The following is a 14,542-nucleotide window of genomic DNA, read 5'->3' as shown; positions in this document are numbered from 1 at the left end:
GACGGGGCGGGGCGAAAAGAAGCTCAACGCTTACTGCGCAGGGGTAACGCGTTGCGAACGAGGGCAACGGCCGCAAGGAAATTCGATGCTTTTTTCTAACTCATCTGTGGCAACAAACGTAAGCATGCTAAAAATAGCACAAGTCCGATATTCTGGCATCTTGCCATTTCATCGAACAAGTAAAAATAGTGGCGTTAAAGTATTGGATTTCGCGAATTCCTGTACCTTTCGCCCTAAGTAGACCGTGTAGAAATTGTCTAACGGATTGATATTTCATCATTTAGTCATAAATCTGTTTCTATGTTCAACTACGGAATCGGCGGGCAAGAGCGCAAGCTTGATAACGCGCAAGAGGCCATATCAGACATTCCGCTGAATCGGACTTTGCTGGTACAAAAGCTGACGGCTGACCCGCCTCTGCGAGCCAAAATTGTAGAAGGGCTGCGTACACCCGAAGCGGTATTCGCGCATTTCAAGCCGGAAGTAGCCGTTGAGTTCGAAAAAGAAGATGGCTCGGTGATACCCGAGAAACTGCAATTCGAGTCGCTCGGTGACTTCGGCAAGCAGGGCATCATCAATCAGAGCAATTTCCTGCAAAGCCTCGATACCGAGGCCGACAACCTGCAGAAATTGCTGCGCCAGCTCAAATCGAACAAAATTTTGAAGTCGGCCCTGGAAAACCCCGAAACCAAGGCGGCTTTCCTGGCGGCTATTGAAGCCATGATGAACGAGCTAGACTAGCTCGTTGCCGATTTCCTTCACGCTTTACACTTTAGTAGGGAACCACTATGGCCACCGAAAACCAAGATAACACCTCCGCTACCGGCGCAACCCGGGAACGGGAGCTAGCTCCGCGCCTCGAACAAAATGCTCAGGCTTTGGCAAAGTTCGGCGGCTTCGACCTGCTGGAAACCACCATCGACGGGGCTTCCAATCTGAACCCGGAAAAGAAGGCCCGGAAAAAGATCTTTCTGACCGAAGACAGCAAGAAGGCCGACCGGCAGCAGCTTAAAAAGCGCCTGGCCCTGTGGCACTCCGTGCTCAGCGAGTCAGATTCCGTAGCCGATGCCGTGCAGAAAAGCGAAGAAAAGGTAGAGTCGGCTAAAAACCAGCTCACCGACAACCTCCGCAAGGCCATCGAGGCCACCCACGACCTGGAGCAGGCCTACCGTTCCGTGACGCTGTTTTACCGCAACACCGACCAGAACGAAATCAAGAACATTTCCATCCTGAACGCCGACAAAGAGCAGCTGCAGGATCTGGACAATACCACGTTCATTGACGCCGTTTCGGACGAGCTGGAGCAGAATTACGACCGCCTCGACCTGCGCGACAACTACTCGCTGCTGGTTATTCCGGGCTACCTGGGCTCCAACAAAGTCATCGACAAGTGGGCCAAGATTGCTCATAAGAATAAGGTGATGATGGTAACCGACTTCGAGCACTACGACTCGCCCGACGACGTCATTGAGCTCTTCGACGAAGCCAACCTCACCGGGGCTGATGCTCATAAATCCAACGTCATTATGGCCTGTAACTGGCTCGTGGGCCGGGGCAAGCTGGAGGAGGTAGGCGAGGAAGAAGACCTGTTCGTGCCGCCGTCTTCAGCCCTGGCCGGGCGTATCTACAGTACGCTGGCCTCACAGGTAACGGCTGGCCGCAAGCACGGTACCCTGAACGAGGTCGATGGGGTGCGCTTCCCCTTGCGTAAGAGCGAAATTGCCAACATGGAGAAAATCGGCCTGGTGCCGATGGTCAATGAGTACGGCCGGGTTATGGCGTTTTCGGCCAAGACCCTGTTCAACGGGGACAACATCGGCTTGCAGACCTACTCGGTAGTGCGGGTGTTCGACCACGTGACTAAGGTGCTGATTGACTTCCTGAACCGCCGGGCCTTTGAGAACTGGGACCACAACGTGCGGATGGACATTCAGAGCCAGATCGTACGCTTCCTGGATGGTATTGCCGGCCCCGGCAAGCTCATCGAGAAGTTCTCCATTAAGAAATTTGAGCGGGACCCTAACCAGAAGGACCGCATCCTGCTCGACATTCACATGGTGCCGTACTTCCCGGCCAAAACCTTCCTGGTGTCCTTGGATGGCACTAAAGGTGATGATCCGGATGCTCCGGGCCGTGACTGGAATGCCGAGTACAAACAGCAGTAGAGCCGGATAGTCCGTGTGGTGGGAAAAGCTGTTGCAGTTCGTAAAACGTTGTAGTGCCTTTATTATTTCCCCATTTTTTTCACCCCCTAATCCTTTTATCATGGCATCATTTAGTGCATTTTTCAACGCCGCTGGCAGCGGTGACTGCGAAGTAGTAAGCTGCAGCTACTCCTTCGACCAGGCAATCGACGATAAAGGTCGTCCTTCGTCCAAAGTGCAGGGTGGTACCATTAAGGTTACCATCGTATCGACCGACAGCGCTTCGCTGACCAGCTGGATGCTGGATCCGTACAAGCGTGAGAGCGGTAAAATCATCTTCAAGCGTATCGACCAGGACTCGACCCTGAAGGAAATTTCCTTCGAGGAAGCCTACTGCGTAAGCTACGCCGAGCATTTCGATGCCCGCGGTGCTGATACCAACACCTCTATGACTTTGAGCCTGACCATTTCGGCCAACAAGATCAACGCCAACGGCGCTGTGTTGGACAACAAATGGGTATAAGCGCTTCGCGTTAACTCCGCAAAAAGCCCCCGTGACACCTGTCGCGGGGGCTTTTTTATGATTTTTTTGCCCTCATCCCACACTGCGGGCTTGCTTACAGATTCAGCCAAGCTACTGTTTACTACTAAGCAGCATAGGTTTGGGCTGCTGCGAACTTTTCACGTGAGATATGGCTGATGGCTAGTGTATGCAATTGAGCTAAAAACCCGCCCTCCCAGAGAGTACTACAGAGTACTACCCGTCTTCTCAGTGTTGTAGAAGCAAAGGTTCAAAGGACAGCGGTAGTTTAGGGTAGCCAGGCCCCAGCATGGTTTTGATAGCCTCCTCGTTCCCGCACTTCTCCACGAAGTGGTACAAATTGGCGGCCCCGTAACGGATACCACCCATACGGGCTGCCAGTACGTAGATAGGCAGTTCATCATCGGGGCTACGATGCGCTGAATCCCACGCCAGGTATTCGCCATTCTCACTCATGGCAAACGGAATCAGGGAGGACTCAATGCCTGCATAACCATCGGGCTCCAGTAGGAAAGGATCGTGCTCCATCTCCTCGTAAAAGTTATCCATTGCCTGTTTGATCCAAGGGCTACGAACGGTCCACGAATCAGAATGTTGGTCCAGTGGAACATAGATTAGAAACAGGCCACAGAGCCTTCCCCAGCCCAAATGGGTAGCAAAGTCAATATAGGAGGACGGAAAGCCTTTGCCATCGGCGAATCGATATGCTGCCAGATAGTCACCATCTGGATTCGTTAAGGGATACTTTTTAAGCTGGTCGAAAACAGACACAGAGTATTTCGTTGGAAGTAAGATCCGGAATCAGGATACGAAGTATTCCGGCGATGTGCCTGTGAATGAGCCGAATGGTGGGAACATTTCGACGCTCACTAATAGCGGTAATGCTTGTCCTGCCAGAAGGTAAAACCATAACCAGTGTAGTCTTAACTATGAGCTCTGTTGGCCGGCGCTATTCCAGACGTATTGGTACATATCGGCCACGGCAGTTCGCTTCTTCGGCTACCCTCGATTCATCTGCTCCCTGCCACTAATAACGCCGGTGGCCATATGGGCTGCTGTTACATCTTGGCAATGTTGACGTTTTCTACCAAGGGGTTGGTAAAGCTGTCAAAGCTAGTTGTCTCACGCAACTCAAACACGAATTTAAAATTTGCCGTTGGATAGGGTAATATTTTTTTACGCTTGAACCCTAGCAACTGCACTTTATAATCAGCTGGCGTGATGGTGAATCTTTGGGAACTATGTATTGTCTCACCGTCCAGTGTTTCGTAAGAAATACTTTCTTTTTCTTTAAATTCAACTGGATTCCAATTGTCCAAGGTGTCGAGTGTGCCGATCCAAAGAGCCGCGTCATTTCCTACGCGTAAATTACAGTCGTCAAGGTTTAAGACTTCTTGCCATTCTTCACCAAAATTTGATGCTTCGGATAAATATTTGACCTCAATGTTATAAGAAATTGAATTGATGGTTGAAATGGGTAAAAGGGAACCATCTTTTATAGCTTCTTCCAGAATGCCTCGGTTCTTATCAAAGAAGCTATTCAGTTTTTTGGTTTTGATATTATTACTTTTGAGAAACGATGTAAAACTTTCTATGGATAAACAATACAGACCATAGCCACTTACATCAACTGTTTTTTCGCTCATTACTTTGGGGTTGTTTAGTTCGGGCATGGGATTTCACCAGCTTTATGTAACCCCTATGCGTTTTCTAGCACCTCTCATGGCGTCAGTTTGCGATATAGAATTTGACAAGCGCCGGGCAGTCTCATTCTTTCCAGTACTTGCTCATGGCTATCGAGTTGGGCCTGCCACGTTTAATACCTTGCTGGTCGTCGAGTCCAACGGCGTGTCCAGGTGGTAGTAATAGCGCGTGCCATCGGCTTTCCACAGCTGCCTTCTGTAGCTGTAGCGGCAGTCGGGGCGCACGAGCATGCGGAACAAGTTGCCGATAGTATCAGGTTGGCGCAACTCGCGCGCCATCGGCATACTCGACGGCCATAGCCTAGAATAGAGCGTGGGTAAGGCTGGTGCAGCCACAGAGGCTGTTCTCGATTCTGGTGAGCTCATCCGCTTCCTGTCCCTAATAACGCCGGTAGATAGGTGGGCTGCAATTACATCTTGGCAATATTAACGTTTTCTATCAACGGATTTGTGAAGCTGCCTAAGCTGGTAGTTTCGCGCAATTCAAACGAAAAGCCAAAGTTTGCAGCAGGATGGTCCTGTGGCGCTTTCCGTTTAAAACCTCTCACAACAACTTTGTACATGCCCGGTTTAACGTTGAATTTAAAGCTCCTGAAAAGGGTTACCCCATCCATTGTTTGGTAGGAAATACTGTCTCCTTGCTCATATTCCGCCGAGTTCCAATCATCAAGCCCATCCAGGGAACCTATCCATATAGCGGCATCATTGCCAACCGTCAAATTACAATTATCCAAAGTCAATACTTCTTGCCAATCTGAGTCAAATACGCTTAATTTTGCAGCAATGCCTGCCTCTACCACATAGCGGGTCGAAACTATAGTGGATAGTGGGAGCAAGATGCCTTGCTTAATAGATTCTTCCAGAATATCTCTGTTTTTGTCAAAATATGTATTTAGCTTTTTTGCTTTTATTTTATGCTCTTTAAGAAAATTGCTAAATGCCTCGACAGATAAGCAGAAAAAGCCGTAGCCAGTTACTCTTACAATTTTTTCTTTCATTTCAGCAGGATTAGTTTATTTAGGGCAGGGTATTTTACCAGTGTTATGTAGTTCTCGCAGCTTTTCCAACGCTTCACCTGGAGTCAGGTTTTCGAAGAGAGCATCTTTTGTTCCCGGTATCTTCAAGAATCCCTTTTCGGGGAAACCGGCATAGGCTTTTTTGCCTTTGTCGAAAAAGTCATCCACCGACCCGGTATACTTCGAGCCGTGAAAGGGGACTCCTTCATCAATCAAGGCCCGGTGCAGGCGTTTGTGCAGGTCGGCCGTGTCGGTGGGGTCATCGGGGTACCAGGCAATGGAGCCCGGTTTGTCGAGTTTGGACAGTTGAAGCTTGCCCGCCACACTGCGTGGAAACAAGTGGTGGCCCATGCCATCGTGATTTAGATCCGAATACCAGCCAAACGGATCAATCCACGCGGTGGGGTCGGCTACGTAGCTATACAGGTTCATGCCCCCAAGCACTCCGATGGGGTCCTGGCTGATATAGCGGCCTACTTCGGGGTCATAGTAGCGGAAGCGGTTGTAGTAGAGGCCCGTTTCGGTATCCTCGTACTGGCCCTGGTAGCGGAAGGGGCAATCCTGGGGCTTGCCTTTTCCTTCCAGTACTTGCCCGTAGCTGTCGAGTTGGGCCTGCCACGTTTTGGTGCCTTGCTGGTCGTAGAGTTCCAACGGCGTGCCCAGGTGGTCGACCACCACACTGTACGCAGCGTGGGCCGTAAGCTTGGCCATGGGGGCAAACGAGGCGTCCTCGAAGAGCCAGGTCGTTACATCTTGTACACTTCCTGCTCCGGGCCCTATTTCCAGCTCCTGCCACTCGTGCAAGGGCTGGTTGCCATCCCACACCCAGCGCGTGACTTTCCCTCGGAACCGCTTGCTCAGGCGCCGGCCCAAGGCATCATAAGTAAACGTGACAGCATAGCCGTCGGGCCGGGTAACCGAGGTAAGTTGACCGGCTCCATCCCAAGCGTAGTGCCACTGCTGTCCATTGGGTAGACGCTTACGCACCAGGTTGCCTTCTGCATCGTAGTCGTAACGCGTGCCGTTGGCCTTCCGGAGTTGCCCGCCTTTGCTATAGGTGCGGTCGGTGCGGCTGGGTGTACGAAATAAGTTGCCTATTGCATCAGGCTGGCGAACTTCCTGAGTGCCGTCGGCATACCGGGTGGCTACCAGATGCCCCCTCTCATCGTAGGTGAATGCGGTGCGGCCGGTTGCGGTGGCTTCAATTTCCGCTAGCCTGTTCGGTCTCAGCCATTGGTAGTGACGCTGCTGAGTGTTAGCCGCACGTTCCGTTTGAATTGTCTGGCGCGCTGGCCGGCCAAGTACATCATGCTGCCAAGACAACTGTAAACTTCCAAGGACTCGCTCGATTTCCTGCCCAAAGGTATTGTAGGAGAACTTGGCCTGCCAGTGGTCGGTGCGCAATTGCTCAATTTGCCCAGTGAGGTTCCGCTGCATCTGGGCAGCTGCACCCAGGGAGGAGCGCACTCCCAAGCGTTGCCCGAAAATATCGTACTCAGACTCCACTACATGCCGACCTTGGGCTTCCCGCACAACTTGGCCCAGTGCGTTTTTGTCTAAACAGACCCTGTGATTAGGAGTATTTGCTTCTATTAACTCACCATCCGGGCGATACTTAAACTGCGCCTGAGTACCGTCGTGATGCAGCACTTCCGTCAAGCGGCCTACGGCATCGTAGGCGTACTGGGTTGAGCGGCCGGCAGGGCGCTGCAGGGTGGTGACTCGACCCGCTAAGTCCCGGTGATACCGGCGGGTGAGGCCGTCGAAGCCTATTTCCTCGACCACTTGCCCCGCAACATTCAGGATGAGGGTATACACTTCGCCATGCTCGTTGCGGAGGCTGGTTAAGCGACCTTCGGTATCGTAGGCAAAGGAAACGCGGACTCCGGCCTGGTCCCGGGCAGCCAGGTGGCCTGTACGTGTGTACGTATACTGGGTCGTTGAATGTGGCCCCTGCTCCCGAAGGACGCTACCTACAGCGTCATACGTAAAGGTGCGTTCTGCTCCGTCTGGCTCACGAAGCCATATTATTCTACCCAGTATATCGTACTGATAGTGCCGAACATTCCCCCTGTAATCCGATGTGCGAATAACCCGACCCAGAAAATTATATTCGTTGGAGCTTACCTGTGCGTTTGGAGCAAGGACCTCTCTGATATTATGATGCGCATCATAGCGCAAGCGTAAGGTTTGGGCCAGATTATCGGCGACACTCACTAGGCGACCCTGCGCGTCGTAACTATACTCAGTACTAGCTCCTAATGGATTGACACGACCAAGCAAATTTCCTGCTTCGTCATATGTCCATTGCCACACCTCCCCATTTGCATCTATTGCCTGGATTGGTAAGTCTTGCGGGTTGTATTGCGTCTGGATCTTTGCTCCATCCGGATACGTGACCAGCGTCTGGTTGCCGCGGGCGTCGTACTCGTAGCTGGTAGACTGCCCCAACGGGTCGCGCTCCAGGGTCAGGTCCGTGTTTTCGTTGTAGGTCCACTGGCGCACGGCCCCTAGCGAGTCAAGCATCACTACAACCAAGCCATTGAGGTGAGTGTAGTGCTTGGTATAGCCCACCGAGTTGGTAACGACCGTGTGCTCTGGGCTTTCGTAGCGCAGCTTTGTGTCGTAGACACCCCCGTCGCCCCAGGTGCGCAAGCAGCGCGCTTCGGGGCCGGTGCCGTCGTAGCGGAAGTAGAAACTCAGCCCCACCCGGTTGGTTTCGCGCACCAGCAGGTGGTTGTCGTAGGCAAAAGTCATGGCCTGGTCCAGCGCATCGGTGGTCCGGACCATGTCGCCGGCTGCCGAATACTCGTAGCGCACGACCACGAAGTTACCAGCTACTCCAGGCTCGGGTAGGGGAGCGTGCAGGGCCGTCAGGCGGCCCAGGCTGTCGACATCCGCCCGGAGCCGGCGGCCGGCGCTGTCGGTTATGGTGTCCAGAAAACCTTGGGGGGTGTAAGTAAAGCGAATGGCAAAGCCATTCTGGTCTTCCACCGCCTGTAGCAGATGCGCCTCGTTGATGGCCTGCGCGGCGAATACGTACCAGAGCCGCTCATCCTTGTTCCAAATGCGGTAGCCCTGCTCGGCATTGCCGAAGGCTTCGAGCTTCTCCGTGCGGTTGAAGCTGCCAGCCTCCCCAACGGGGGCGGAAAACAGGGCCAGGCGGCCGTCAGCCATGCGCAGGGCCAGGGTGCCGTCGTCTTCCACGGCCAGGGCCAGGTCGTAGCGGTGGTGCCAGCCGTGGCCCAGCGGGCCCCGGTGGGTAGAGCGCGAATACCAGATTCGCTCCCAGACGAAGGGAATCGGGCCGGGCAATTCAAAGTCTACGGCTTCGGTAAATACCAAACCGGCCGCTACGTCCACGGGGTGACCTTCCCGGGTACATTTCTTCGGGCCGGCGCAGTCGGTTACGGCGTCGAGCTTCTTGGCTTTTTTACCAGCCTTGACGGCGGCTTTCTCGGCTTTGCGGGCCTTTTTAGCACCGGTGAGCACCTTGCCCATGACTTTCATCTTGCCCGCGGCCGAGCGGCCCACCCGGGCGGCCAAGCTCATTGCATGGCCTTCCACGTCGGCCAAGCGGGCGGCGCGGCTGGCCATGCGGGCCACGCGGCTGGTCTTGGCCGCCGCATTCAGAGCGGCCCCGGCGCCGGCCGTGCCCACGGTCAGGCCCACTTCGAAGGCTACCTGACCCGTGACGTTGCCCCAGTCGCGCGGAGACATATTCTGGAGCTTGTCACCTACTTTCTGCCAGTTCTCGCCGTTGCTGGCCCACTCGGCGGCATTGCTCACGCCTTGCTTGGCGCTGTTGGCCGCATTGGCCCAGTTCTGAGAGTCGCCGGCCCATTTGTAGGCATTGGTGGCGCCTTCCCCAATGGCCTTGGCCGTATCTACGGGGTGAGTCACGGCGTTCCAGCCGCCTTTGGCCATGCCCCAGAGGCCTTCGGCCAGGCCTTTACCGCCTTCCCACACGCCTTCGGCCACCCCCAATTGGAAGCGCCCGATGTCACCGACCGGACCCAGGGTTTTGAGAAAGTCATCGGCCTGATCGGCCAGGCTTTTTTCCGGGGCCGGGGGCGGGGCGCAGGCGGCCTGGGCGGCTGCCATACTGAAGTGAATGCCGACTTTGCCACCCAGGCCGCACTGCAGCTTTGAGTCTTCCAGCAGCAGGTGGGCCGGACCCAGCTGCACGTCATTTTTCACCGGGCTCCAGGTAATGGGGACCACCATGCAGGGCATCTTGGTGATGGAGCAAACCCCCATGGGAGGCACGTTCACTACCGGTATCTTGTCAAGATCAGTGGCCAGGTTCTGGCCGTAGATAGACGTGCGGGCGTTGAACGTAACATTAAAGGTCGCCGGTAGCGTGCCTTTGTCACAGGTTAGAAAAACGCCGGCCGGTACATATTTCTTTGCCATAAGTAAGTTGAACGAAACCCTCGAAAACGATAGAAATATTACCCCGGGTCAGGACCCGGCGGGCTGCAGCATGCACAGCGTTTTGTTCATAAACACGCCTTGCACTCCATAAATGGTAAACTGAGCCGCATGGAGTAAGGCCTCCTGGTGGTCAAACTCATAGCTTTCCCGGTGCTGGCTGCGCAGGGTCGTGTCCAGATCATACTGGTCGGTCATGGTGCGCAGGGCCTGGCGGGCGGCTTCTTCCTGGTAGGCTTCCATGTCTACTTTGCCTTCCACGGCCAGCCCTACGGCTACGTCCGCCGGAACCTGAGCCTGCCGCTTAATCTCGGTCTGGAGCGGCAAGTCGAGGTTGCCCAGAAAGCGGGCAATAGTGCGGGGCCGACCTTGCGTGGGCTGCTCATCGTAGCTCTGCCCGTAAAAAGGGGGAAAGAGCGAGCTGTACTCGTAGCCCCGCCGCAGCACATCTTCCAGGTAGCCGTCGCCGTGCAGCACCTGGCCGATACCGGCCACCATGCCGGGCGTTATCTGTTCCGACCGGCGGTACTTCTTTAGCAGCTTGGGCTCCAGCGCTTGCCACTGGTTGCGCAGCTCGGCTTTATTGCAGACGCGTAGCAGACCGCCCGCCGCATCCGTCTCAATCAGCAGGTGGCTACGAAGCTGGGCCGTATCGGCGTCGAGCTGGGCTACGCCGTTGGTTTCGGTTTGCTTGAAATCGAGTACCGATACCGAGTACAGCCAGCCGTCGGCCGTTTTCTGCAAGGGCTGCTTTCGGAAGGCCGTACGGCGGGTGTTCTCGTAGAGCAGGTTGCCCAGCAAGCTGGTCGTTTGTACCGTTACGGTATAGTCTTGCGTGGTCGGAACCAAAGGAAACGACAAAGTCATAGCAGAAGCCAAAAGTACAAACCTGAAAAAGAAGCGGCCTTAGCCGTTGATCTTCACGGTACTGCCGGAAATATCTACGGTCGAGCCGCTGCTGATTTCCATTTTGCCCGAAGTAGATACGCTTTTCTCCTTGGCGCTGAAGGTCATCTTGGCCGTGGCGTCGGCTGTAATGTCTTTTTCCGCTTTCAGGGCAATGCTCTTAGAGGCCGAGGTTACCTTGATTTCCTCTTCCGCGTCTATCGTGATGTTCTTGGCGTGCATCTTGATTTCGCCCTTATCACCGGCTTCCAGCGTGATGGTCGAGCCCAGCACGGTCACGGGGCCGTTGCTCTTGATGGTGATGCTACCGTCGCCTTTGAAGCCAACTTCGACCGCCGTGCCTTTATTGTTGGAGTTGGAAATCAGGATGCGCTGCTCGCCCTGAGTATCGGCCATCACAAACTTGTTGCCGCCGGCCGTCTGCAGGCCTTTCAGGTTGTTTTGTGGGTTGGTGTACTTGGCGCTTTGCTTGTTCTGGGGGTGGAACATGTTGCCCAGCACCACCGGAAACTCGGCCAGCCCGTGCTCATACCCAATCAGGACCTGGGAGCCCAGCTCCGGCGTGAACAGCTGGCCCTTGCCGTCGCCGGAGTACGGGGTGCTCACCCGTAGCCACGCCGATTCGGCTTCGGTGGGCTGGGCGACGGGCCAGTAGTAGCGCACCCGGATACGGCCCAGGTTGCGCGGGTCCTGCAGGTCGATAACCTCGGCCAGCTCGGGCTGGGCATCGGTGGCAGCGTAGAGCGGGTTGGGTGGCGGCGCTTCCACCGACTCGGGCATGGCCTCGAAGTGGTTCTGGTAGTTACCGTCGCCATCGACCTCGTGGCGCACGGCCAGCACCCGAAACTTGCCATAATCCTGGCCCGCGGCATCCTGCACTGCCAGTACGCAGCCCGGCGTAATATCGTAGGCTTCGCCGCTGCCTTCCAGGCTTACTTGGTTGGCTGCGCGTTTGGCCGCCAAGTTATCCAAGCTGCGCTGTAGTTGGGCCTGGTCGCTTACCTGGGCCCCGGCCAGCAGGCGGTGGGGCTGGGTGAACAAATCGTCGGACTTCTGCACCGCAAACTGGCTGAAGGGATGCCCCGCGGCTGGGGTAGCGGCCTTGGTCTTCAGGGGTTTGTGGGTGCGGTAGTTGTAGTGGGCGCCCTCCGTTTTGCCCGGCTGCAGGTGCATCGAGAGGGTAAACATCTGGGCGCTGCTGCTTTTGAAGGGAATCGTTTTACCCGTGCCGCGGCCCAGCTGCAGGGTTTGGCCGTCGTAGTAAAACCACTCGCCCTGCTGCGCGGCCAGGCGGCTCAGAAAGTTGAAGTTGGTTTCGTTGTACTGTACCGTATATGGTAGCACATCCTGGTACTGGGCCTTGAGCTGCTTTTTCAAGGCATTCCCGTCGTAGGCACCCAGCACGGCAGAGAAGATATCCTGCGCTGATTTCTTAACAAAGGTTCGGCTCTGCGTGCCATCTTCCAGCAAAAAGGAAGGGCTATAGCCGCTGACGTGATAATAATTGACCAAATCGGCATCGGTCTGGATGCTGATGTGGGTGATGATGCCCTTGAACTGAAAGGAGCGGCCCGAATCCGTGGGCAGGCCGCCAGTCCAGCTGATGGCAATGTTTTTTCCGCTTAGCCGCTCGTGGGCCTGCGCAAAAAGTGCCTCTGGTTTGAGGCCTAGGGCTTTTCCCAGCGCTTCAAACGAGAAGTCCAGGGCGAAGGTGTGGTGGGTCAGCACGTGCTGACTGAGCGTTAGTCGATTGTAGTCGGTCAAGGCCAGGCCGCCATCTACATGAACGCTTACATTAACTGGATATGACATTTAGAAAGTATATGAAGATTACAATGGAACGAGTGTAAAAGTAACCGAATAAATGAACTGACGTTACGCAATTAGCTTAGCTTGCGGTCGAAAGCCCTGCCATACCGGGTTGGTTTTCCCTGCCCCACCCGGTGTAAAGCCCGCTTTTTTGCTTAGATTATTACTGCTTTAAACAAATAATACTGCTATGAATCCAGGTTTTCAGGATGGTCGCCGGCCCCGGGCGAATGCCGTAGCATCATTGGCTAACACGGGTCATCTGGGTCCGCAGAGCCGGCGGCCCAGCCCCGGCGCGGTGCAGCACGCCCACCACGCTGGCCAAACGGTTCGGCAGGGCCCGCAGCCCATGTCGGCGCGCCGGACAGCGGCCGTTAATGCCGAGCACGCCCACTTGAAGCGGACTGTAAACCAAGTAGTGGAGTTGTCCAAAGCGGAAGTATGGCGCATGAACTCGGATGCCCAGCTGCGCAAGCGGATGGAAGCCATGCCGCACAGCCGCTACGACGCCAACAAGATTGACAAGCGCTACAAGACCGACGTCGAAGATGAGTTCGGCAACCCCATGGGGCAGGAGCGCTACGCCGTGGGGCAGCTCTGGGTATTTGCCAGCACCCTGAATGACGCCTATGGCACGCGGGTGTACTGGGTGTATAATACGCAGACAAAAGTACTCGTATCATTCACGCCGGAGCGAGGCATTGCCCGCGACAAGCGCACCTACATGTCGGAGAAAGACCGGTTCCGCAACGTGGCGGCCGGCACCGGGGTAGCGGGCGGGTACATGGAAAAAGGCTTCCTGGCCATTAGCGCCGGCATGCTCACCGGGGGGCTCGTTTACGAGGTGGGAGGCTTGGCAGCAGTGGGTACCGTGATTCGGGGGTACCTAGTGAAAGCAGGGAAAGGTGCCGCAATGCGGGTTCTGGTAGATCTGAGTACGCAGTTTGGCGTAGGTGCGGTGACGGGAAAAGGTTCGTGGGGAAACCGGTTTTCTACATCATTTGGCGATATAAACTGGACGTCAGCTGCCGGGGCTGCTGTTATAAATTCAGAAGGGCTTAAGTGGTGGTCTAAGCTATTGGTTGCCTTTGGATCATCGGCTTCAACTAACTATTACACAGTGAAAGTAAGCAATGATAAGAAGTATAAAAGCTTCGGCCATAGTGTCAATTTTGACGATGCGAAAGAAAGTAAGGAGTTTGTCATCAATGTTATAGCAGGCACTGTCTTCGATCAGATCAAAGAGTATGGTGCTCCTTGGATGGAAAACGTGATGCGCAACACCCCAAATACGATGGGTATGCTCACCGCTATTAGACATAATATAGTGCCTTCTAAGGCTGCCATAAAAGCAGTGGATCAAAAGATGGTCGCTATGCTGAGCTATGAGCTAGGAGGCACACTTGAAACCGTAAAAAAAATATGGGAGAATTATCAAGCTGATGCTGAAGAAGCATTGAAAAAGCATACGCCCGTAAAGCAATCAGCGAAACCGGTAAAATGACGAAGGTATTTCGTGTTATAAAAAAGTACTGGGTTTACCTAGGCATTGCATTCTTCATGGCCGGGGCATGGTATAGTAGCCACGTTGATGAGGAAATGCACACGCGGGCTCGCTACACCATTGGCTATTTGACAGGCGGGTATTACACGCCCAAAAGCGGCAAGCGCTACAGCTACCGCTATGAGGTGCGCGGCCAAGAATATGAGGCCACCGACATCCGCGAGGTAAATATGAATACGGCTACCGGAGCCCGGTTCGTGGTCGAGTATGACAGCCTAGATCCTGGGGTTAGCAGAAGCCATTTTGCGTTGGCCGTGCCCGATAGTATCGGGCAGGCGCCGGCCAATGGCTGGAAAGTACCCCCGTTCATTACCTCCCCCAAAGACTTGAACTATGGTCGGGAAGAGGAAGCGCGAGCGGAATAAAGCAGCTTGATCAACTTGACTTGTTACCGCGTCAGGCCGTCGTTGGCGGCCCTTGGCTAA

The 14,542-nt window shown here is 54.7% G+C and carries 12 protein-coding genes; 5 read left to right on the top strand and 7 right to left on the bottom strand.

The window, feature by feature from the left end:
* Nucleotides 1–300: 300 nt before the first annotated feature.
* The 3 genes from E5K02_RS08400 to tssD all read left to right on the top strand — a co-directional run bounded on the left by E5K02_RS08400 (nucleotide 301) and on the right by tssD (nucleotide 2,667).
* Nucleotides 301–741: a hypothetical protein gene (locus tag E5K02_RS08400; RefSeq protein ID WP_135393929.1), complete on the top strand. Its 441-nt coding sequence runs from the start codon at nucleotides 301–303 to the stop codon at nucleotides 739–741.
* A 47-nt stretch (nucleotides 742–788) separates the two neighbouring features.
* Nucleotides 789–2,165, top strand: coding sequence for a DUF5458 family protein (locus E5K02_RS08395; RefSeq protein ID WP_135393927.1), 1,377 nt, complete (start codon nucleotides 789–791; stop codon nucleotides 2,163–2,165).
* Nucleotides 2,166–2,265: 100 nt separating this feature from the next.
* Nucleotides 2,266–2,667 (top strand): type VI secretion system tube protein TssD, encoded by a 402-nt coding sequence (tssD, locus tag E5K02_RS08390; protein ID WP_100335079.1) that lies wholly within the window; start codon nucleotides 2,266–2,268, stop codon nucleotides 2,665–2,667.
* 246 nt (nucleotides 2,668–2,913) lie between these two features.
* Here the strand turns inward: tssD and E5K02_RS08385 are convergent, their stop codons facing one another.
* The 7 genes from E5K02_RS08385 to E5K02_RS08355 all read right to left on the bottom strand — a co-directional run bounded on the left by E5K02_RS08385 (nucleotide 2,914) and on the right by E5K02_RS08355 (nucleotide 12,556).
* Entirely contained in the window at nucleotides 2,914–3,456 is a 543-nt protein-coding gene (locus E5K02_RS08385; protein WP_135393925.1) for an SMI1/KNR4 family protein, read from the bottom strand.
* A gap of 287 nt (nucleotides 3,457–3,743) precedes the next feature.
* The gene (locus tag E5K02_RS08380) at nucleotides 3,744–4,358 is read right to left on the bottom strand and encodes a hypothetical protein (protein ID WP_135393923.1); all 615 of its coding nucleotides are present in this window, start codon (nucleotides 4,356–4,358) and stop codon (nucleotides 3,744–3,746) included.
* A 120-nt stretch (nucleotides 4,359–4,478) separates the two neighbouring features.
* Nucleotides 4,479–4,673 carry a hypothetical protein gene (locus tag E5K02_RS08375; protein WP_135393921.1) on the bottom strand — a complete coding sequence of 65 codons (195 nt, stop codon included), beginning with the start codon at nucleotides 4,671–4,673 and terminating at the stop codon, nucleotides 4,479–4,481.
* A 125-nt stretch (nucleotides 4,674–4,798) separates the two neighbouring features.
* A complete protein-coding gene (locus E5K02_RS08370) occupies nucleotides 4,799–5,386 on the bottom strand; it encodes a hypothetical protein (RefSeq protein ID WP_135393919.1) in 588 nt (195 codons plus the stop codon).
* Between the two features lie 15 nt (nucleotides 5,387–5,401).
* Nucleotides 5,402–9,820, bottom strand: coding sequence for an RHS repeat-associated core domain-containing protein (locus E5K02_RS08365; RefSeq protein ID WP_135393917.1), 4,419 nt, complete (start codon nucleotides 9,818–9,820; stop codon nucleotides 5,402–5,404).
* Between the two features lie 48 nt (nucleotides 9,821–9,868).
* Nucleotides 9,869–10,705, bottom strand: coding sequence for a hypothetical protein (locus E5K02_RS08360; RefSeq protein WP_135393915.1), 837 nt, complete (start codon nucleotides 10,703–10,705; stop codon nucleotides 9,869–9,871).
* 39 nt (nucleotides 10,706–10,744) lie between these two features.
* Entirely contained in the window at nucleotides 10,745–12,556 is a 1,812-nt protein-coding gene (locus E5K02_RS08355) for a type VI secretion system Vgr family protein (protein ID WP_135393913.1), read from the bottom strand.
* Between the two features lie 445 nt (nucleotides 12,557–13,001).
* Here E5K02_RS08355 and E5K02_RS08350 point away from each other — a divergent pair, with 445 nt between their 5' ends.
* Both E5K02_RS08350 and E5K02_RS08345 read left to right on the top strand, forming a co-directional pair.
* Nucleotides 13,002–14,057: a hypothetical protein gene (locus E5K02_RS08350; protein ID WP_167856324.1), complete on the top strand. Its 1,056-nt coding sequence runs from the start codon at nucleotides 13,002–13,004 to the stop codon at nucleotides 14,055–14,057.
* 95 nt (nucleotides 14,058–14,152) lie between these two features.
* Entirely contained in the window at nucleotides 14,153–14,482 is a 330-nt protein-coding gene (locus E5K02_RS08345; RefSeq protein WP_135393909.1) for a hypothetical protein, read from the top strand.
* Nucleotides 14,483–14,542: the final 60 nt, after the last annotated feature.

It is taken from the genome of Hymenobacter metallicola (assembly GCF_004745645.1).
Classification (GTDB): domain Bacteria; phylum Bacteroidota; class Bacteroidia; order Cytophagales; family Hymenobacteraceae; genus Hymenobacter; species Hymenobacter metallicola.
This window is presented reverse-complemented; position numbering and strand designations above follow the sequence as displayed.

Excerpts from the sequence above, each read along its gene's own strand:
- tssD (WP_100335079.1), top strand. The coding sequence starts at position 2,266 with ATGGCATCATTTAGTGCATTTTTCAACGCCGCTGGCAGCGGTGACTGC.
- E5K02_RS08360 (WP_135393915.1), bottom strand. The coding sequence starts at position 10,705 with ATGACTTTGTCGTTTCCTTTGGTTCCGACCACGCAAGACTATACCGTA.
- E5K02_RS08345 (WP_135393909.1), top strand. The coding sequence starts at position 14,153 with ATGCACACGCGGGCTCGCTACACCATTGGCTATTTGACAGGCGGGTAT.
- E5K02_RS08355 (WP_135393913.1), bottom strand. The coding sequence starts at position 12,556 with ATGTCATATCCAGTTAATGTAAGCGTTCATGTAGATGGCGGCCTGGCC.
- E5K02_RS08375 (WP_135393921.1), bottom strand. The coding sequence starts at position 4,673 with ATGCCGATGGCGCGCGAGTTGCGCCAACCTGATACTATCGGCAACTTG.
- E5K02_RS08380 (WP_135393923.1), bottom strand. The coding sequence starts at position 4,358 with ATGCCCGAACTAAACAACCCCAAAGTAATGAGCGAAAAAACAGTTGAT.
- E5K02_RS08400 (WP_135393929.1), top strand. The coding sequence starts at position 301 with ATGTTCAACTACGGAATCGGCGGGCAAGAGCGCAAGCTTGATAACGCG.
- E5K02_RS08365 (WP_135393917.1), bottom strand. The coding sequence starts at position 9,820 with ATGGCAAAGAAATATGTACCGGCCGGCGTTTTTCTAACCTGTGACAAA.
- E5K02_RS08370 (WP_135393919.1), bottom strand. The coding sequence starts at position 5,386 with ATGAAAGAAAAAATTGTAAGAGTAACTGGCTACGGCTTTTTCTGCTTA.
- E5K02_RS08350 (WP_167856324.1), top strand. The coding sequence starts at position 13,002 with ATGAACTCGGATGCCCAGCTGCGCAAGCGGATGGAAGCCATGCCGCAC.
- E5K02_RS08395 (WP_135393927.1), top strand. The coding sequence starts at position 789 with ATGGCCACCGAAAACCAAGATAACACCTCCGCTACCGGCGCAACCCGG.